Below are 20,313 nucleotides of genomic sequence, written 5' to 3'. Positions count from 1 at the left end.
GCTCAAGGGAGTGGCTGGTTAAATAATCCTACATTTTTATGTGCAGCCATTCGACATCTATTCGTTTTTCCAGACTGGGCCGTCAAAAGAAAATAAACTGTTTTGGTTCATAGAGTTACCGACAAATCAACCTCGACAGGTGTGAGTCATTTCGGAAAAGAACGCACCATTTGGCGACGGCAGAGAGCTCAGCTCCTGATTGAGTTTTTTCTCGAATTTGTTCGCACACAGATCGCATTTTTTGTTGTGCGGCAGGATTGATTCCCGTTCCACACCGAGCCTTTGATCTGCAAAATTCTTCTATAAGACCATCGACTTGTTGCCAAACTTTACGGCGCGCCTCCGCCAATGGCACATGTTCATTGAGCTTGAGGCGTTTCACCGTCTCAAGAACACGCTGCTCTTCCCATTCCGAGGCACCTGGTACCGGGACAGCTCTCCCCTCCTCGTCAAAGGCAAGCAGCCCCACATCATAAACATCAATGGGGTCCAAAAGATATCTGCTTTCTGACTCTTCACACTGGCAGGAATACGTTGAGCAAAGCGAACCGTCCTGCAAGGGAAACCAGCCGCCCTTCTTACGATTGCCCACGTTGCCGCAGATGCGGAAATTCATGTAATCGAAGGCGAGCCACCAGTAGCCGTCACGTTCGGTCGAGTCCAGCACCTTGGCCTCTTTCTTGGGGCGAAAGTGTTCGACATCGTAATGGGAATACAGCTCTTTCACTTCGGAGAACCAGCACTTGCCGCCGGATAAGGCCAACAGCCACTCTTTGAGCTTTCCCCAATGTCCGCTGTTGGCATCAATCAGATCGTTGCGCTCTTTTCTCCTACCCGCCGCTTCCAATGCCGCAAGTTGCCCCACCAATTGTTTTGATTTCTCCAGCCATGCCTGCCACTGCTCCCGCGTCCATGGCGTCCACCCTGGGATATCGGCATCGGTCGGCAGTTTGTGCTCAAGATCAATCCAGATCACGGTTCGTCCTCTTCCCGCAAAATTTCATCGATGATCTGGTCGGCAATCCGGTCCTGCTCGGCTTGCTCTTCCGGTGAAAGCGTGGGCTTGCGGAAGCGCCGATGCTGAGCCATCTTGCGGACGAAAAGGGCATAGTCCGGGTCCCGGAAATCCGCCGTGGAAAAACCAAGGTCAGCCAATTCCGCACTCAACCGGCTCAGCTCGGCATCTTCTTCCGTGGAACGCGCTTCCTTGACAAAAAGCTCGTTACGACGGAACAAGCGGCGTTCGGTCTCGATGTCAAGTGTGGACGAGAGGCCGAACAAATCGCTCTTGAGCAGTCCGGTCACCCCCATGCCCTGGGGATGCTCATCCGGCATGTCGACGCGGATGCGATTGCCGTCGCGGCAGAGAATGCGCACCTGTTCGCGTTTGAGGCTGCCGACCATCATCGGGTCGTGGGTGGTGATGAGGATCTGCGACTCGCCTTGCAGGGGCGCGTCTTCTCGCGGGGCCAGCACCTGTTCGATGTCGTCGAAGTAGCGCAGCTTCCAGATTGGATTGAGGTGAGTGTCCGGCTCGTCGAGCAGGAACAGGCAGTGGTCTTCGCTGGTGATGCGCATCAGGCCGAGTACGGTGAGCATCTGCAACTCGCCTTCGGAGAGTTGAATAAAACTGACCTTGCCGCCGTGCTCGTCGCGCTTTTTGACGGTGATGCGGACTTCTTCGATCAAATCGCCAATGAAGGCGCCCTCGGCATAGCGGAAAAAGCTGGATGCGCCGCCGACCAACTCGCCCAGCTCCCTGAGCTTTTCCTGGCTGGGCACAAAGAGATAAAGCTGCCGCTGCTTCTCCGTGCGTCCGCGAAAGTCGATCTGCTTAGGGATTTCCTGCTCGATTGGCGCCCAGGCCACCTGCCAGAGTTTGTCGAGGAATTCGCTCACCACATTACCGCGCGCATACCAGAAACGCGGGTCGCCCTCATTCAGTTCGTTCTCATCAAACTTCTGGTTCTTGCGTTTCTCCCGTAGCCGGTGCGGTTCCTTCAGCACAAAGAGCGCCGATTCCAACGCCTCGATGTGCAAATTCTTCAACACCTTCTGAAAAACCGGATCATCGGACAGCAGACAGGCCAGCAGCACCAATTGGCTGTGCCCGCCCCGACAGTAGAACAGGCGGCGCAACCGGTCGTCGCCCAGTTGCTTACGCCGGCTTGCCGCGCGCTTCAAGACCTCCTCCATGGCGCGGATATCTGTTTCGCTGCCAGTGAACTGGTGCAGCAGCGCTGCGGGGACGACCTCTTCGGCGGTGATCTCCTGGCGACGGTTGAAGCGGCGCTGATGTTCCTGGAACAACTCCTCCATGCGCTCGTTGCGGCCGGAATAGTAGGCAAAGACGTGCGAGGGCAGCAGCTCACGGTTGCGCAACAGATAGCCCTGCGATTCGGCCTTGCCGTCCACCCACACAAAGGGCCGTTTTTGCCGGCTGACTTCCGCCTTGAGGCGCACCGCATGCCCCCGGATGGAGTAGTCCAGCTCGTAGTCGAAGGGGGCTTCGCGGTCGAGGTCAACATCGCGGAAAATGGTGATCAACGCCTCAATCAGGTTCGATTTGCCGGTGCCGTTCTGACCGATGAGGGCATGGCTACGGATTGGCTGCGGCGGACTATCCGGGTTGGCCGCTGTAGCGGGCAGATAGCTGTCGAAAACAATTTCGATCTCGCGCAGATTGCGGAAGGCGCCAATACGAATACGCTGGAGCTGCATTTCAGGCGCTCGCCCTGTCAATGAATTTTTCGCGCATCTCGGCGACTTCCGGCTCCAGAATCCAACCGTGGCTGACCTCTGTTTTCAGTTGCGCGTAAAAGGCGTCGATCTCGCCGCCAAAACGCTGGTACAGATCCTTGGCGCTGATCTCGCCATTGTGGCGGGCAAGGATGGTGGCCAGCGGCGCCTGCGCCTTGATGTCGGGGGCTTGTCCGAGTCGCAACGGAGCAATCAGTTCGGTTTGGGGGACTTTCACGGGTACGTTCTCTTTTTGTTCGGTGGCGATGCCGGTGATACTGGAGACGGCAGCTTTTACCAATATTTTTGAAAAGTTGGACCCTCTATCAAGTAGCTCAGCCAAACGATTACATATCACTTGGAATTGCCGCAAACTTTCAAGTATTTTCGTTTTCTCTGTTTTCGGAGGAATAGGGATGGGCACGCTTGCCACTTGGGCAAGGTTTAGCCCAGGCTTGTCTCCATATATGTAGCGCGATAGAAAATTTCTACCTCCGTTAGCATTGATCATCCAGAAGTGAATAAACTCAGCCCAGCTGCTGTCATGTAAACGAATCAGAGCCACATGCTGACTTACGTATGCATTGCATTTCAATATCGGTACAAATGCGCATTTGCCAACATTTCCACCAGTAATTGTCAACAGAAGGTCGCCTCCTCGTACCAAAGTGCGCTTACCTTCCGCCTTTTCTGGGAGTGCGACAAACGCTGGGTTTTCAAAAATCAAAGCGTCCTGCTTGATGTCTTGGGACCGGATAAATGCATCACCTGATGTGGAAAGGTACCCCTTCCAACCTCGGGAGCCACTCGTGATGTACTCGGACAACTCGCCGAGAGTCTTCCATTTCCATCCGGTGGGAAGAGGGGCTAAGTCATCCTCTGTCACAGGGGAACTTAGCTTTGTAGTTGGTAGGAACATGCCCCTCATCGCCAAATCGAAAATGACATCGCGCAACGCCCTGGCATCTTCCGGCGCATGAAAGAGCTGGCCGAAGTTGCCGGTAAGGCGGCTCCATGCGGTGTGCAGTTCCTGTGGGTTGGCGGCTGCGGCAACGGCTTGCAGGGTGGACTGGCGGAGGTTGTTTTGCAGGCGGCGGCGCTGCTGTTGCTGCGTTTCCAGTTTGTCGCACAAGGCCATCAACTCATCGACTTTGGCAACGATGCGGGTTTGCTCTTCAGTCGGAGGAAGTGGCACCACTCCTGAATAGAATTTTTCGTCGTTAATAGCCGGGTAGGCCATCCCAATTTGTACCGATTCGACGTAACTCACGAAGACAGGACTACGCAGATAATAATAGAGATAGCGCGCCGAAATGCCTTCCCATGGGTGAATTATAGCAAATGCCGTGCTGGCAATTGGCTCATAATCGAAATCACGCTCAATGATCGCGATATTCAGAAGATAGGGTCGCACTGTTGAGTAAATCAAAGTGCCTTTTTGAACAATTTTTCTTGCCCGACTTGGGGCCGTACTTGCACTTATAACCTCGGGAGATTGACGAAGAGTTCCTGCTTTATTGTCGATGGAAGATACATCGATATATGCAAATGATTTGGTAGGCTTCTTTTGCCCCCACGTGTGCCCGACAGCACTTAGACCTACCCACACCCAATGTGCTGGAATGTCATGTGGAATCAAGGTATCGGTTGTAGCGCTATCCTGTCGTGTAATTCTCTGTTTACGTGTTTCGCCACCGAAAATCTGCCGCTGACGTTCGATGTCTTCCAGCAAGTCTTCGCTTGATTCGAAAGAATGGGGACACAGGACGCCTTTAAATGCCAGAGAAAGAATCATCTCCCGCAACCGCGCCACTCCCCCCGGCGCATTCGCAATATGCCCAAAATCGGCCAAAAATTGCTGCGCGTCCATCAGGCGGTCTCTCCACGGTTGTCAAGCCGTTGACGGGAACGTGCAATGGCCTCGTGCAGCTTCTGTTGCAGCACCTTCTTGGGCGGCAGGACAGTCAGGTACTCGGCTACGTGGATGCCGGTCTGGCCTAACTCCAGTAATTCGATCTGTTCCTGCTTCTTGCCGCTGCAAAGGATGATGCCCAACGGCGGGGCTTCATCGGGTTCCTGCTCGTATTTGGCAAGCCAGCGCAGGTACAGCTCCATCTGGCCTTTATCGGCGGCCTTGAAATCGCCCAGCTTCAAGTCAATGGCAACGAGCCGTTTGAGCCGGCGGTTGTAGAACAAGAGGTCGATGTAAAAGTCGTCGTTATCGATCTGGATCCGTTTTTGCCGGGCCACGAAGGTAAAACCAGCGCCCAGCTCCAGCAAAAACAGTTCGAGTTCACGGAGAATCGCGTCTTCCAGGTCTTTTTCCAGATAGCGGTCATGCAGGCCGAGAAAATCGAGGATGTAGGGATCCTTGAGCACCAAGGCCGGCGAGAGTTCCCCCTGTTCCCGCAGGGTGGCGAGTTCGCCCGCCAGCAGTTCGTCCGGTTTGCGCGACAGTGCGGTGCGCTCGAAGAGCATGGAGCCCATGCGCTCCCGCAGGGTGCGCACGCTCCAGCGCTCTTGCCCGCACATGTGCACATAAAAATCTCGTTTGAGGGGGTCTTTCAGGTAAATGATTTCCAGAAAATGACTCCAGGCCAATTGTCTCGACAGTGCCGAGACAATCTCCAAACTCGGAAAGCTCTCCGCAAAGCGCAGCATGTGGCGCAGATTTTTGCTGGAAAAACCGCGTCCGTAGTCGGCTTCTAACTGCTGGGCCAATGTGGCCACAACCTGCTCGCCGTATTCGGCCCGTTCGCCTTGCAGCACCTCGCTGTGGATGCGCTGGCCGATGTGCCAGTACAGCTGTGTGAGTGCACTGTTGACGGCGCCGGCCAGTTGCGAGCGACTCGCCTCGATGAGGCGCCGAATATCACTGACCAGTGTTGGGGGGGTAACTGGCACCATTATTCAGTCACCTCGCCACCGAAGTGGTGCGCCAATGCGGCGGCCAGTTCGCTCTTAAGCTGGTTTTCCGTTTCTTCGATTTCACCCAACAGCTTTTTGTACTTCTCCAACAGCACGTCAGGGTCAAAGGTCTCTTCTTCCGGCGTGTTGGGGTTTTTGATGTCCAGATTGAAGATCGGCCAGTAGATGCGGTCGCCCGCTGCTTGGGCGTCGCGGGCCTGCAACCGCAGGGCATCGGCCTGTTCACGCAGGGCGCTGATCTGCATTTCAATCTTGAGGCGCTGCTTGGCATTGGTATTGCCAACCAGACTGCTCTTTAAGTCCTTTGCCTCGCTCTCCAAGTCGGCGGCCTGGTTGCCGAGTTCCTCGGCACGCTGCCAATGCGGGGCGGCGGCAGCCTCGGCCTGCTCGCGCTTGGCCTTGAAATCGACCTTCCAGGCAAATTCGTTTTCCACCCGGTCGGCAAAATCGTTGTCCTCGGAGCCCCACCACTCCTGCTCGGGCTTGAACTCTTCCAGGCGGATCGGCTTGGTTTTGGAGTAACTCTTGTAGCCCGCCGGGTAGGGGTGTTCGTAGAACCAGATGGTGTCGGTGTGGAAGTGCTCGTTGCCGTCGTCCATCACCGCGCCTTTGGTGAAAAAGAGCAGGTTGGTCTTGATGGTGGTGTAGGGGGCGAACACTCCTTTGGGCAGGCGGACGATGGTGTGCAGCTTGCATTCGCGCAGCAGCAGCTTTTTCAAGGTGCCTTTGATGCCGTCGCCAAAGAGAAAACCGTCGGGCAGGACCACAGCGGCGCGACCGTTTTCCTTGAGCAGCTTTTTGATGATCAGCGCCATAAACATGTCGGCGGTTTCGCGGGTTCTGAGGTCTGCCGGGTAGTCGCTGCCCACACCGTCGTCTTCGTAGCCGCCAAAAGGAGGGTTGGTGATTAGGCAGTCGACCTTTTCGTTCGCCCCCCAGTCGTTCCATGGCCGCCCGAGGGTGTTGCGATGCTCGATCTGACTGGGCACGTCGATGCCATGGAGCAGCATGTTGGTGGTGCACAACAGGTGCGGCAACTGTTTCTTTTCAATGCCGTGAATCAACTCTTCAATGGCGCGCTGGTCCTTGGGGCCGGACTTGGTGGTGCGCTGGTTGCGGAAATGATCGATGGCGGCGGTGAGAAAGCCGCCGGTGCCGCAGGCCGGGTCGAGCACGCTCTCATGTTTTATCAGGTTGGGATTGACCCGGTCGACCATGAAGGCGGTGATGGCGCGGGGGGTGTAAAATTCGCCGGCGTTGCCGGCGCCACGCAGATCGTTGAGCATCTGCTCGTAGACGTCGCCCAGACTGGCGCGGGTCTTGAAATCGTGGAAGTTGATCGCCTCTTCCAGCTTCTCGATCACCGCCAGCATCTGCGGGCCGGATTTCATGAAGTTGTTGGCGTCTTCAAAGATCTGCTTAATGACCTTGTGCGAGGGGCTTTGGCTGGGATCGATCTGCTCTTTCAGTGCTGGAAAGAGCTCGTTGTTGACGAAGCCAATCAACTCGCTGCCGGCAATCTGCGGTTTCTTTTTCCCTTCGGCGTCAATCAGGTATTTGGCCCAGTTGCGCCAACGGAAGCGCTCGGGCAGCGGGGACTTGTACGTCTTACCCTGATCCTTAGCATCATCTTCCCACTCTTCTTCGCGCTGGTCGAAAACCTTGAGAAACAGCATCCAGGTGAGCTGGCCCAAGCGTTGGGCGTCGCCATCAACGCCGTCGTCCTTGCGCATGATGTCCTGGATCGATTTGATGGTACTGCTGAGATTCATTGCGTTGTTCTCTTGCTGTATCCGCCCAGCCCAAAGGCTTAGGCGGCGTGTTGTTGGTGGGTATCGTAGAGCGCTCGTTCCAGCTCGTTGACGGCCTGGGTGTAATGTTCCACACCGCCGAAGATGCCGCGCCGGATTTGGGTTTTGCTGCCGAAACGATCAAAGGGCGGAAGTTCAAGCACCTTGGCGTCTTCCATATCCTGTACGCCATGGTCGGCGAATTTTTCCAAAAGGGCGTCGAGCACCGCCCGCGCCTGCTCGCCATACTTACTCAAGATGTCTCTTTTTTTCACCTGTTTGGCGCGCTCGCGCCGGGTCAGCGGTTGTTGATCAAAGGCGACATGGGCCACGAGGTCAAACAGATCCAGCTCCCGGCCATTGTTCACCGCCTGCTGGAGGACATCCAGGGGCAAACCCTGTTCGGTCAGTTCATCGATGATGGCCTGCTTGCGCTCCGCCGTTTGCCAACGCTGCAAAAATCCACTCAAGCTGCCGAACTGGGCACGCAGGGTTGCACGAATACTGTCTTTAAGCAGGACGCGGTAATCCTCGGTGATGAGTTTGCCGTCCGCATCGAGATATTGCGAGCGTTCAACGGCAATGCGAACCGCCACGTCGTCGATCACATACTTCACCTGGCCCTGGCCACCCTCGGTGGTTTCGCCGGTGGCTTCATCCTGGGGAGGAAATTCCGATTCATACCCCGGCGGTAAGGGCTCGCTGGTTTCCGTTGGGGTGGTTGGTTCCGGGGGGACAACGGGGTCTTCGGGACGCGGTTCATAGACGGTTACCGGTTCGCCATCAAAGTCCGGGTCGGCAAAGAGACGGGTGGCGCCCTTGAAATCCATGATGGTGAAGTACAGCTTGCGGTAATCCTCACGAATCCGGGTGCCACGGCCAATAATCTGCTTGAACTCGGTCATCGAGTTGATAGTTTGATCAAGGACGATGAGCTTGCAGGTTTTGGCGTCCACTCCGGTGCTGAGCAACTTGGAGGTGGTGGCAATGACCGGATAGGGTTCATCGTTGTCGATGAAGTAGGAGAGTTGGGCCTTGCCGTCGGCATCGTCACTGGTGATGCGCATGACGTACCGGCGGTTGCTGGCAGCGGCGGGAATGAGCTTGACCAACTCCTGGCGCATGCGTTCGGCATGGTCCTGATCATCGCAGAAGACGATGGTCTTGGCCATGGGGTCGGTATGTTTCAGGTACTCCCACACCCGTGCGGCCACCAGTTGGGTGCGTTTCTCCAGGACGAGGTTGCGGTCGAAGTCCTTGGTGTTGTAGAGACGCTGTTCCACCACCTGGCCCAGCTTGTCGACTTTGCCTTGCTCCGGGGTGTAGCCGATGGCATCGGCGTCGGTGGCGATGCGGATCACCTTGTACGGGGCGAGGAAACCGTCGTCAATGCCCTGTTTGAGCGAATAGGTGTAGATCGGCTCGCCGAAATACTTGTAATTGAACTCCGGATCTTCAATCACCCGGGTGTGTTTTTCCCGATCAAGTCGCGAATTTTCTTTGGGCGTGGCAGTCAGTCCGATGTGGGTTCCCTGGTGAAAATAATCGAGTACATCCCGCCAAGCCGAATCCTCGGTGGCGCTGCCCCGGTGACATTCATCAATCACGACCAAGTCAAAAAAATCGGCCGGAAACTGACGGTAAATCTGTTTCCATTCCTCTTTGCCGGTCACTGCCTGGTACAGGGCTAGGTAAATCTCGTAGTTCTTTTTGACCTCACGGTTGGTGATTTTATGCATGACCTCACCAAAGGGGGCAAAGTCCTGCTGCATGGTCTGATCGACCAGGATGTTACGGTCGGCGAGAAAGAGGATACGTTGCTTGACCTTGGCTTTCCATAGCCGCCAAATAATCTGGAAGGCGGTGTAGGTCTTGCCGGTGCCGGTGGCCATGACCAATAGCATTCGATTGCGTCCCAGGCTGATGGCCTCAATGGCCCGGTTGATGGCCACCCGCTGGTAATAGCGCGCCTCCCGGCCACTGCCGTCGGTGTGATATGGTTGATCAAGCAAACGGACGGCTTGGGGATCGTGGAGCCCCTTCCATTGCTGGTAGAGAGTCCAGAGTTCCTCCAAGGCGGGGAAGGCATCAAGGGCAAGGGTACGTTCAACGGGTTGGGTCAGGCCGGTGCGGTCGTGGAGGAGAAATCCCTGTCCATTGCTGCTGACGGCAAAAGGGGCATCAAGCATTTCGGCATAGAGCAAGGCCTGCGGCATGCCCTGGCCAACGGAGAACTTGGCCTGTTTGGCCTCGATAACGACAAGGGGAAGGTTGGGGCGGGCATAGAGCACATAATCAGCCCGTTTAGGGCCACCCTTGGCTTGTGGATCGCGGATGCGTGCGGCGAGGGTACCGCGAACCATGACCCGGCCGGCGGTCAGTTTTACCTCTTCGCGAAATTGAAGCAGCTGCCAACCCGCCTTTTGGATCGCCGGAGTGATGTATTTGGTGCAAATGTCGCGTTCGGAGAGTTGTTCTTTCATCATGAACCATCCTCATGGCTTGGCACGCAACTAATTCGAACAGCAGGCAAGCATCTTGATAACTATCTGTTTTTCATACAAGACAATGATGCTTTAATCAATAACTCCTCCTTTCTCCTTCGCTGTTATAATTCTTTTACGACAGTTCAACTTGCCATCAAGGTCCATGAGCCGGAGTAGTCATCCAGCAAAATTGCGTCCTGCGTTCGCTTTCTACCTTGAATCTCACCATGGCAAATGCGTGCATTGCACTGCTTTATCCGAGAATAGTGCCCAAAGGGTGAAGTTATTAAGATCGGCTTAACAACTCAAATTCTGAAACACACGGCCTTAGAAGATGTGCGTTAGCTATTTTTTACCGCCCCAGCTTATCAATAGCTCCGATAGCGCTCAGCTTATGGTCATCCAGGAAATGGGTGTATTTCATGGTCTGGCTGATGTTTCGGTGCCCCATAATTTCGGCAACGGTTCGAATGTCTACCCCGTTCATGATCAAATAGCTTGCCGCCGAATGACGCAAGCCGTAGAGGGTAAAATTACAGATCCCCGCATATCGGCAGGCGTTGTCAAAGGAGCGCCGAAAATAACGGTGGGGCTGATCACGGTAATCTTTACCAGGTGGCAGGAATACGAAGCCATTTTCGTCCTCCCCTGCTATCCTCATCCCTTCGAACATCTTCCTAATGGTTCTCGTCATCGGAACGCGTCTTGGGTCCGTTTTGGTCTCTGTGAGATCAATCATTCCTTGTCCAATCAATACCTGGTCCCAACGCAAGCCCGCGCCTTCAGAAGGGCGCATGGCCGTGTGCAGGAGCAGGAGGACGTAGCAGTAGAGTTTCTCGGATTTTGAAACGCAGCAATAGTCGAGCAGGGTGTCGATTTGCTTCGGGGTGAGCAAGGAGAGTCTGTTTTTGGGAGCAGAGGGGCGTCGAATTTCAGCGCCCGGATCATTTACATCCAGTCCCCACTCAATCCTGGCCATGCGATACATGCAGGACAGAAAGGATAAATCCTGAATAACCGAGCTGGGGCCTACTTGCTGCAACCGATAATCCCGATAGGCAGCAATATCTTTTGAGGTGATGGTCTGTAAGGACTTGCCTTCAAAGTAGCGAATGAGCCGGCCACCGATCTCCTGATCCAGTCTTTGAGTGTTGCGTTTTTTCCTCGGCGCAACCGCCATGGTATATTTTTCTACCGCCTCATTGAACCGCATGTCATTGGCGGGCAGTTCACCGGGTAATGGTTGGCCTGAACGAAGGAGCGCTTCTGTCTCCTCGGCCCAGGTCATGGCTTTTGCTTTGCTGTCAAATGTCGCGGTTTCCCGTCTTCCCTTGACGCAAATTGCTGCGCGAAACACAGGTCCGTATTTTCTATCGATCCTCGTAATCGTTGCCATCGTTTTTCGTGTGTAAATTTGAGTGTAAATTTCCGTTCACAGGAAACGACAACCAACGATATACAACGATTAAAAATGAGTGCAACTTGAAAAAATGAATCGTTAAAACGGCATGTTATGCACAGATATCGGCTATAACCATTGAAAACACAGGGGTAGGCATAAAAAAAGGGGCTAGACGCTTAAAAAAGCACCTAACCCCTTGATTTTACTGGTCGGAATGAGAGGATTTGAACCTCCGGCCCCCTGAACCCCATTCAGTTTATACCACTTTTCCCTCTATGGCTTACGCTGTAATCTAGTTGCTTTTAAACGATTTTCGCTGTAGACCGTTGCACAGATTTAGCTCTCCATTGCGACCTATATGCGACCAGCGAAATATGAACCACACAAAAATAAAATCCGCTCAGCCGGGGGACACTTTACGTGACATTCAGGTGCCCGGCCTGCACCTAAGGGCCTTTGAAAAAAGGAAATCCTTCTATCTCTACTTCAGAACCAAGATGGGCAAAGAACGCCGTCCGAAGTTAGGCGACTTCCCCACCATCACCTTGGACCAAGCGCGAAAAATAGCACGGGACATGCTTTTGCAGGTGGCTGCCGGCATTGATCCGATTGCAGAACGCGAACAAAAGCGCCCTGCCCTTACCGTCGATGAAGTTTGGCCGAGATATATTTTTGAACATGCCGGCCAAAAAAAGACCGGCAAAGAAGATGAAAGGATGTATCGCGCAAGCGTCCCGTCCTGGTTCAAGTCGCTCTCGATAACAGAAGTTGACTACAACAACCTCTATAAGCTTCACCAGGGCTTAAAAGAATCCCCCTATCAAGCAAATCGGGTGTTGTCGATGCTCGCAAAGTTTTTCAATCTATGCGAGAAATGGAAATTTCGGCCCCTGGGCTCAGATCCCTGCAAATACGTCCCGAGATTCAAAGAGGAAAAACGCCGCCGCTATATGTCGGAAGACGAACGGAACAACGTCATCCGGCTCCTCTTGGAGAAAAAAGAGCAATATCCTGATTCGTGGGCGTTCATCATGCTGCTGATCCTCACAGGAGCAAGACGAGGTGAAATAGCAGGCGCCAGATGGTGCGATTTGCACGAGAGCAAACTTATCCTTCGCAATCACAAAACAGACCACACCGGCGAAGACAGAGTTATTCACTTGCCGAAGTTGGCCATGGAAATCATAGAAGGCCTTCCGAACACCGGCAACGAGGAATTAATAATCGGGATTTCCTCCCCCAGAAAATTATGGGACACAGTGAGAAAAAAAGCGGGTTGTCCCGACTTAAGATTGCACGATCTGCGGCATTCCTTCGCTTCAATTGCAATTAGTTCAGGATACAACCTGTCTCAAATCGGGGAATTGCTCGGCCATAGAGACGCCGGCACAACAAGCCGATATGCGCATCTTATGGATGACGCCGCCATGTGCGTCGCCGAGGACATCGCAGGCAAGATTACCGGCAAAGGGTGACTCGCCCCTTGCCGCCATGGTCTCTGTCACGATTTGACTGCCGGTGCCAAACAGACCAACATAATTCCGTATTCCCTACCCTGTCCCAAGAATCCCGGCGCATTTTATGATTAGAATTTTATATACTGTCCTCGTTTTTCCAGCATTTTTTCAACATTTGAATAGCAACTAATTTTGTAACAACTTTAACAAAAATAGATATAATAAATAGCAGCATTGCGAACATAAAAAACACTAGCCCCAATCCATCACCAGGGCTACCTGTATAATTATCTTGTGAAGCAATCTGACAATGTTGTATCCATATTGTTGAAAAAAATGCAGTAATCATAATAGTACTGCCTAAAAAAAAGTTCCACCACGGCATGATCAGCGGCAACAGAAACAGGGCCAGCAAAAGAAATCCATAGCCAATTTCGCTATACGTGGCCAACCAAAAGGTTGGCAAGATTGCAACAGCTGACAATAGAAACCCATAAATAATTGACATTATTATACGATTCATAATGTTGATGCAATCTAACGATCAATGCGCTGTCATTTTTAATAACGCGCTTTGTCTTATCAATATTTATTAATCTTCTAACGAATTCTCGTTATATAATTTCCAATTATATTGATTTACAGCTTGTTCATTATTTATTGCTTCAACCTGAGATACTAAAAAAAATCCTTTGTGAATTAATTTTTTTTCAATCCATTCGTTTCCTTTGAACCCAAATAAAAGAGAGATACTAACAGTTACCAAGCTAAATACTTCATTTAAAAAAAGATAATTTTTGGAGTAAATAATAAAAAATGAATAACGACCAATGTAAAATACAGTCAAAAGTAATCCCCAAATCCACATTCTTTGAACGAATGCCCATATTGGAGGTATAAAAAGAGCAGGATATGAAAACCCATCTTTGACTGCTACAATCTTATCTTTGCCTTGAGTGTATATTTTATATTTCTTCATATTTGTCCACCGGGCTGTTGCGAGTAATCCGGGATGCGAGCTATCAGGAGTTCCCTGCACTGTCCCCGTTTTTCCCAGTCATTTGGCGGCGCCACCTAAAATTTCTCTAATTGCCTTTGCTTTGGCACTCGTTGCTTCAAGTATGAAGGCCGGCGCGCAAGGCGCCTGCAATACCGTTAACGATTTTGGCTCTGGGGAAGGCAGGATCGTCGCGCTTGGGCCGCGAAGCGGGGGACTCTTGGAGCCCGGCGCGCGCAATCCAATTAGGTATGGCCCCTCTCTCATCTTCTCTGGCTCTCTGGATGTAGAGTTGTCCCAGGTTACAGAAATTACATTAGGCGACTGTCCGACAAGGACTTCGTCCACCAACACCTTAAAGCGCGCGTAGTCGCTCAAAAAATGCTTTTGTTCCGACAACAACTTCCAAGACTCCGATGACTTATCGGCGGAGCGTTCAAGCTCCTCCTTCCGGTTCTTCCTGATGGCCTGGTCTAGTACGACTTCGTAATCTACGATTCTGCCAATAACGACAACACTCGCATATTTGATGTCGTCGAGTTTAAGGCCGACCTTCACCAGGCAAGCGCTAGAAGGCATTGCAGCCAATATGATTGCCAGACTCATTACCATCGTGCATAGACAATTTCGCATTGAGTACCCCTCGTAAAAGCCTTCCAACTAAGCGTGTTTTAACTATTTGAAATTACGTTTATCGAACTTTTCAATTTTGACCACCAAGATTGCTAAAAAAGGCCAAAAGTTAGGTTGTGGTAAACCTCAGCAGTTGGCTGGGTAGAGCGCTAACGTGGAGCTAACCAGCCTGCTGATATGGACTAGCTTTGAAAAGAACCGATGCTTCCGCAGGTCTTGTTAAGCGCATTGCTAGTGCCTTTAAAAAATAATTTTATCTAAAATTAATTAAATTGAATAGTAGATAACTAAACATATGTAATCCAGCAATGAATTCTGAGGCTAATAGCGCTTGAGAAATAATAATTACTTGGGGAAAGAATACAGTCAAGGTTAATATGTTGAAAAGGATAATAATAGATTTGTTAGCATTTGTTTGCGAGAGTGTTTTGCTTATTATCGAAAATATGTATGACAGTATTAAGAAAAAAACCAAGATCAATGTAAATATTTCTTTAGGGTTCCATTTCTCATAAATGACGAGTTTGTTAAATGTTTTGAGCAAATTTATTGACCAATATTTTGACAAAAACGTAAACGTTTCCTTTGTTTCCCAACTCCACCCATGTCCCCATGCCATTTCAGCCCATTTTGAACCTGTAACTATACATATTGACAATGCAATTATAGATAACAAAGAAAATTTAATTGTGATGTTTGGCACAATCTCATTCCTAATTGTATAGATAAGACATATTAAAAAAGATGATAAAATTGAAGAGTATGCAATAAAACCTGATATTGAATGAAAGTGTAAGTATCTTGATTTTAAAATTGGTACCATCGGATTGCTTGTTAATTTATATAGATAAAATCCTATTGTGGCTGTAACCAAAAAAAAGAAGGTAAGGATACCTATATAATTATACTTAACATTTGCATTCATATAAATTTTCCCTTGCACTAACGAAAGAGATAACTAGCCTGCTGCCAATGAACTTGAATTGAAATGATCGCGTGCTTCCGCAGGTCTGGTTAAGCGTGTTGTTGGGTTGTATTATTTGTCTTGATTTTTTTCGCTTTTAATAATTTCAGAAAACCATTTTCCTTCTTTCATGAAAAGTCGCCCTGTAACAAGAAGAGAAGGACAGCAGAGCCCGTCCTTTGAATCAAATTCCTTTGATTTGAAGAGAAGCTGACCCTTTTCCACATAAATTTTTTCTACATATTGAGGAAGATCATTAGGCCTGTTTACTGGGAAAGATTGCCCTGGGTGAATAAAAATATTTCCTCGGTAGTCTCTTTCTAGCACTGCAATCGCCGAGTGATACATTGCCGACCCACCGCTACATTTGGGATCTATTCCGTAAAGTGCGACAAATTCTCCAAAACCATCATATCCACCATCAACCTCATATCTGACAATATTTGTTTCATCGAATTTCATCATGCAGCCTATGGTTTTAACAAAATCTTTCACAACTGAACCAATTTCGCTACGCGGTATATTTTGTTCTGCTCCAACAGATAGTTCTGTTGAAATAAACAACAAAACTAAAAATATAAATATTCTGATTTTCATTCAAGGCTTCTCAAATTGTTTATAATTTGTTTACGCGAATTGCGTATTATTCAGAACCGAATTCGCCGCATTAATATTGTGGTTGATCTAGAGGCGACTACATACACTTTCCCCGTTTTTCCATATTGACTTTATTGTTTTCTTATTTTGTCTTTAATCGTTTCGATAAAGTTTCACCCAATAGAGCGCCAAAAACCGAAAATAGTCCGATTGGTACAGCCTCGGTTACTATTAATACAACGGAGAATGCGATAACCAGACCGATACCTTCGTCTCTCCCACCAGTCGTATAAATTGCATTCATTAAACAATAAAGAATAAAACTTAATGTTGGCGAAAAAATACCCCAAGATAAACTTCCAGAGAAAAAAGAAACTATAGCGCTTGAAAAAAATGATCCTCCCCACAAGATGATTTCTATATCTTTCATTGCTTGCTTACCGTTATTTTGTGTGGCCCCCGATGCATAACCGGGAGTTGAACCCGTGTCTGCCTTGGATTGCAGGCCGCTGGTGAGTGTGCCGGGATACAAGCGGGATACGTTTTCAAATACACCACTGGGCTTATAGTAATTTTGTATTCCCTATCCTGTTCCCGATATTCCTGAACAATTCAATATTCAAGACCTGACCCCTAAAGGTCCCGTTAGAAATTATCGTTGACTGGTTATGCCTGTTCATCGTCTCCACTAAGGTACTCTAGGTCTTTTATTAACTTTTGATGCATACATTTCTCTATGTAGTGATCAAAAGTTTCCCTAACATACCGGAGAGGCCCCATGCTTGGTCTCATATCGCTTAGTGCATCTACGATTATTGCACGTGTATCTTCAGACAACTCCATGAACGCAATCCATTCAAGCGACAAGCTGTTGAAGAATTCAATAGGTGTTCGTAATTCAAAAAAAGTTCCATCATTTTTAACAAGGAACAATCTCGCCCTTGGACCAAAATTCCGACTATTTAAAAGGAATTCTTCAGACAGTTCAGCTGGATCAATTACCTTGTCAATTTCAGCAAAAGCGAGGAGCTCATCCCAGGTGTGGTGACCTTGAATTAAGAACTTGAGGTCTTTGAGGCCAAGTGATCGAACAAAATCAATGAGTCGCCTAAACCTTACTACGCCTCTAGCGACATCACGCTCATTTGCAGTTCCAATTGATGTTAAGATAGCAGTCTTTAAGTCTTCAAACTGTTCAGTTAAATTGTCTAAACGCTTTGCCTCAATTGATCTATTTCTTTGTTCTTGAATCAATTTTTGGAATAGTTGAGACCACTGTTTTCTTAATGTATCTTCGATATCTTGCAATTTAGTAAATTGAAAAACACTATTGCCTCTAGTTCTGTGACGGAGAAAATTAATAAACTCGAAAATAAATGATGCTGTTTCTGGCTTTTCAATGGATGGAAAGGAAATATCATTTATTATCGGTTTTTCTTTGTTTTTCTCGTATAAAGCATGATCATGCCAAACTGAAAAATCAATAAAGGTAAAAACAGGTATTCCAGATTCTACAGCTTTTAAAATTTCAAGCTGTGTAACTGATAAGTTCTCTTGTTTTTTAAAGAATTCTGTACTTTTACTCTCCTTCTTGAGTAGCTCAAAGTCGACTTTGGCAAGTGCTTCAGGGACATTTTTTCCTCCAAACCGAGAGCCTACAATTAATACCACAACATCTGCTGAGGCAACTTCATCGACGCAACTGGTATGAGTATGTATTCTTGGATCATACAATAGGTCGCCATAGTCACTCATCAGTGGCTCATGCCCAAGATTTTGAATGAATATCCGGAGTTGAGATCTAATGACGGATAGATCGTAACAAGTCGATGATACAAAAACTCTTAATCCTGCCATGGATACAAAACTCCTAATTTATAATGCTTAACGTTCGAGGTAACCGGCGACCGGAGCGCGGAGGGTACCGGCAAGCGCAGCTTGCCGGGCGTCCGGTTGACCGAAGGGTTAGAACTGCCGTTCATTTCGCTGGCGATTCCTTGGGTTTGCCTCCCAAGGTTACCTCCTTTATCAGGTATCTGATCTCACCAGTATCTGCAGTAAACCGCGTAGAGAACTCGATACTCTCAAGCGGCGCAGATTGAACAACCGTAGCCTCATATGTGAAGCCCACGCCAAGTACGCTCAGCGACATCCGGGGGCTGCGCCACCATGTGGCCGAGCGGCCGATTAGGGCAACGGTCGTGGTTTCCGCCCAGGCCATGCCCCCAAGCCCAACGCGAAACCCAATCTCTGCCTTGCGTATGAGAGTTGTGCTGTCGCGCGATGCACCTAGAAACTCCTGAAATGAACGGAGCTTGTCTTCTAACTCGTTTGTCAAGAATGCTTCAGCTCCCCGATCACGCAGCTGCTGAATTTCACTTCGGAATTGATCAATTGCTTGCCTAAGCGGCTCAATTGCCTCCGAAGCCGATGGAGTTCTGTGAGACACGGAATAGGCATCACACAACTTCGATAGTGCCAGAGTGAGAGGAACGTAAATTGCCTTTGTGTACTCTCGTGCATTTTGCAGGTAGTTCTCTCGCAGCTTCTGACTCGCGGCTACGTCAAGTTCTCTAATCTTGTGCCGCGTATTTATATACGAGGCAATTCCGGCAATAGCGCCGCCGATGATGGCTGCGGTCGCAGCGATTAGAGCAGTGATAACAGTAGATTCCATGGGTATGCAGTTCTAACAGTATGATTAGGCCAATTTTTTCGTCAGATATTCAACCGTCAAGTGTGTTAAATATATGTGTAATTTCAATATTTTATAATTATTGCCCAGGTTAGAGTCATGAATAAGACAAAGTCAAAACACAAAGACAAAAAGCGACAATATAACCGCGAGGATTATATTTAACCACTACGGAATTCTTGACATAATTTCAACGAAGTCATCAAGCGGGCTTTGATTTTGTCGCATTTTTCACCTCAATGATTTCATGTTACTCGGTGGAGTTTTGACAATTACAATTGTAAAGTTTTGATAAAATTATTTTATCTTGCTTTTCTTTTATGCTACTTTACGATTCGAAGAATAGGCTGCGGCGGCGGCTGATTCTTCCTTTTCTTCCTTCCATTTTTTGAATTCTTCAAAAGCCTTATCGAATTCAACTTCAAACCAGTCTTTTCTTTTCGGGTTTTTCCTTATCTCCTCCATCAGCCATTCTTCGATTTTTCCTGTTATTTCTAATCGTTGGCCGTGATTTTTTAGATCGCCGGAACTCCTTTTTTCCCCACCTGTCATAATCCAATCAGTGGAGAGCTTATATTTTTGAGCGATTTCATAAGCCCATATCACCGGAAAATCATTTTCTTTTTTTTTCCTGGAAATATATGGCCCTGTTGTTCCGACCAAATCCGCAAGCTCTGAAAAAGTTCTTATATCTGTTCTTTCCTTAATTCTTCCCCAAATTTGTTCAAAACTCATCTGCCTATCCGGAAGTTAATTTTTACCCTTGATATTATCTAAAAGATATAATATGGATAACTAACAGACAATTTTTAAAACGTATCTTATCTTTTAGTTATCAAACCAAAGCCCAAGAGCCAACCATGAAACCCTTCAACCAAGAACAATTCCCGCTGCTTTCCGACACCTCTCTTCTTCCTGTCTGCCCGAAATGCCAAGGAGCCCTTGAATCGCCTGTCGTGCGGTGTGTCGGTGAAGGTTTCCAATTTGTTCACCAGTGCAAAGAATGCTCTGCCTCGTTTGCCTTGGTCCCCGTCACCCGCTTAGGGGTGTACGAACTTCCCTCTAAGAATTGGCAAACGCAGTCAACTACACCAGCCATACGCGTTTATCCGAAAGACGAATCCCTTGAGACGCTCAAAGCCGCCCTGGCTAAGCAGGTCCCGGACATGATGAACGGTTTCATCATCAAAACCAATTCCGGCAACATCAACATCGATTCGGAATTTGCCGAAGCCTTCCGCAACCTCGCCGCCGATGTCCTTCAGTACCGGCTCAACCGAACTATCGCCAACCAGACTACACGCGTTGAATTCATCCCACGCGTCGAGGCTACACGATGACCGCGAACGATTATCTAACTCTTTTCGGCCTTCTCGTCGTCTTCCTCGGCTTCGGCCTGTTGCTCTACGTCAGCTTTCTCGGCCTGCTGCTGCGGTTCCATATCCGCTTATTCCCGCTGATCGCCAAACGATACGACCGAATGCTTAAAGAATCGGAAAAAAACGCTCAACTCGAAAACCAGGAGCCAAGCGCAAAATGATCATCTGCTGCGAAGGCCGACCAGGACAAGGAAAGTCTTATCAAGCCATCCGCCAAATCATGAACAAATACCAGGAGCCCAAAAC

19 protein-coding genes are annotated in these 20,313 nt (G+C 49.3%); 3 read left to right on the top strand and 16 right to left on the bottom strand.

What is annotated here, in order from left to right; translation table 11 throughout:
- Positions 1 to 115: 115 nt before the first annotated feature.
- From RCH93_RS00155 to RCH93_RS00125, 7 genes are all read right to left on the bottom strand, one after another.
- Positions 116 to 976 carry a hypothetical protein gene (locus RCH93_RS00155; RefSeq protein WP_306545907.1) on the bottom strand — a complete coding sequence of 287 codons (861 nt, stop codon included), beginning with the start codon at positions 974 to 976 and terminating at the stop codon, positions 116 to 118.
- A complete protein-coding gene (locus RCH93_RS00150; protein WP_306545904.1) occupies positions 973 to 2,721 on the bottom strand; it encodes an AAA family ATPase in 1,749 nt (582 codons plus the stop codon). Before RCH93_RS00150 ends, RCH93_RS00155 begins: the two co-directional genes overlap by 4 nt.
- Position 2,722: 1 nt before the next feature.
- Positions 2,723 to 4,609 carry a restriction endonuclease subunit S gene (locus RCH93_RS00145; RefSeq protein ID WP_306545902.1) on the bottom strand — a complete coding sequence of 629 codons (1,887 nt, stop codon included), beginning with the start codon at positions 4,607 to 4,609 and terminating at the stop codon, positions 2,723 to 2,725.
- On the bottom strand, positions 4,609 to 5,646 hold the full coding sequence (locus RCH93_RS00140) for a YhcG family protein (RefSeq protein WP_306545900.1): 1,038 nt from the start codon (positions 5,644 to 5,646) through the stop codon (positions 4,609 to 4,611). The genes RCH93_RS00145 and RCH93_RS00140 overlap by 1 nt, the downstream gene beginning before the upstream one ends.
- Positions 5,646 to 7,439 (bottom strand): N-6 DNA methylase, encoded by a 1,794-nt coding sequence (locus RCH93_RS00135; protein ID WP_306545899.1) that lies wholly within the window; start codon positions 7,437 to 7,439, stop codon positions 5,646 to 5,648. Before RCH93_RS00135 ends, RCH93_RS00140 begins: the two co-directional genes overlap by 1 nt.
- A 38-nt stretch (positions 7,440 to 7,477) precedes the next feature.
- Entirely contained in the window at positions 7,478 to 9,943 is a 2,466-nt protein-coding gene (gene hsdR, locus RCH93_RS00130) for an EcoAI/FtnUII family type I restriction enzme subunit R (RefSeq protein WP_306545897.1), read from the bottom strand.
- Positions 9,944 to 10,295: 352 nt separating this feature from the next.
- On the bottom strand, positions 10,296 to 11,339 hold the full coding sequence (locus RCH93_RS00125; RefSeq protein ID WP_306545895.1) for a site-specific integrase: 1,044 nt from the start codon (positions 11,337 to 11,339) through the stop codon (positions 10,296 to 10,298).
- A 380-nt stretch (positions 11,340 to 11,719) separates the two neighbouring features.
- Between RCH93_RS00125 and RCH93_RS00120 the strand changes: the two genes are divergently transcribed.
- Positions 11,720 to 12,820 (top strand): site-specific integrase, encoded by a 1,101-nt coding sequence (locus RCH93_RS00120; RefSeq protein WP_306545893.1) that lies wholly within the window; start codon positions 11,720 to 11,722, stop codon positions 12,818 to 12,820.
- Positions 12,821 to 12,938: 118 nt separating this feature from the next.
- On the opposite strand, the gene RCH93_RS00115 is transcribed toward RCH93_RS00120, so the two are convergent.
- From RCH93_RS00115 to RCH93_RS00080, 9 genes are all read right to left on the bottom strand, one after another.
- Positions 12,939 to 13,310: a hypothetical protein gene (locus RCH93_RS00115; protein ID WP_306545891.1), complete on the bottom strand. Its 372-nt coding sequence runs from the start codon at positions 13,308 to 13,310 to the stop codon at positions 12,939 to 12,941.
- Positions 13,311 to 13,394: 84 nt separating this feature from the next.
- Positions 13,395 to 13,781, bottom strand: a complete 387-nt coding sequence (locus RCH93_RS00110) for a DUF2628 domain-containing protein (RefSeq protein WP_306545889.1) — start codon at positions 13,779 to 13,781, stop codon at positions 13,395 to 13,397.
- 78 nt (positions 13,782 to 13,859) lie between these two features.
- Positions 13,860 to 14,405, bottom strand: a complete 546-nt coding sequence (locus RCH93_RS00105; RefSeq protein WP_306545886.1) for a hypothetical protein — start codon at positions 14,403 to 14,405, stop codon at positions 13,860 to 13,862.
- Positions 14,406 to 14,685: 280 nt separating this feature from the next.
- Positions 14,686 to 15,357, bottom strand: a complete 672-nt coding sequence (gene ccsA, locus RCH93_RS17855) for a cytochrome c biogenesis protein CcsA (protein ID WP_373693232.1) — start codon at positions 15,355 to 15,357, stop codon at positions 14,686 to 14,688.
- A 111-nt stretch (positions 15,358 to 15,468) separates the two neighbouring features.
- Complete coding sequence (locus tag RCH93_RS00100; RefSeq protein ID WP_306545884.1) at positions 15,469 to 15,993, bottom strand: hypothetical protein; 525 nt, start codon at positions 15,991 to 15,993, stop codon at positions 15,469 to 15,471.
- 142 nt (positions 15,994 to 16,135) lie between these two features.
- Positions 16,136 to 16,525, bottom strand: a complete 390-nt coding sequence (locus tag RCH93_RS00095; RefSeq protein WP_306545882.1) for a hypothetical protein — start codon at positions 16,523 to 16,525, stop codon at positions 16,136 to 16,138.
- A 134-nt stretch (positions 16,526 to 16,659) separates the two neighbouring features.
- A complete protein-coding gene (locus tag RCH93_RS00090; RefSeq protein ID WP_306545880.1) occupies positions 16,660 to 17,850 on the bottom strand; it encodes a DUF4062 domain-containing protein in 1,191 nt (396 codons plus the stop codon).
- 121 nt (positions 17,851 to 17,971) lie between these two features.
- Positions 17,972 to 18,670, bottom strand: a complete 699-nt coding sequence (locus RCH93_RS00085; protein ID WP_306545878.1) for a hypothetical protein — start codon at positions 18,668 to 18,670, stop codon at positions 17,972 to 17,974.
- 336 nt (positions 18,671 to 19,006) lie between these two features.
- Positions 19,007 to 19,423, bottom strand: a complete 417-nt coding sequence (locus tag RCH93_RS00080) for a hypothetical protein (protein WP_306545876.1) — start codon at positions 19,421 to 19,423, stop codon at positions 19,007 to 19,009.
- A gap of 125 nt (positions 19,424 to 19,548) precedes the next feature.
- On the opposite strand from RCH93_RS00080, the gene RCH93_RS00075 reads away from it, so the two are divergent.
- Entirely contained in the window at positions 19,549 to 20,028 is a 480-nt protein-coding gene (locus tag RCH93_RS00075; protein ID WP_306545874.1) for a hypothetical protein, read from the top strand.
- Positions 20,025 to 20,228 carry a hypothetical protein gene (locus RCH93_RS00070; RefSeq protein WP_306545872.1) on the top strand — a complete coding sequence of 68 codons (204 nt, stop codon included), beginning with the start codon at positions 20,025 to 20,027 and terminating at the stop codon, positions 20,226 to 20,228. Before RCH93_RS00075 ends, RCH93_RS00070 begins: the two co-directional genes overlap by 4 nt.
- Positions 20,229 to 20,313 lie beyond the last annotated feature (85 nt).

The sequence above is a fragment of the Desulfobulbus sp. genome (assembly GCF_030824455.1).
Lineage (GTDB): Bacteria > Desulfobacterota > Desulfobulbia > Desulfobulbales > Desulfobulbaceae > Desulfobulbus.
The sequence above is the reverse complement of the archived record's forward strand: the minus strand, read 5'-3'. Positions and strand labels throughout refer to the sequence as shown.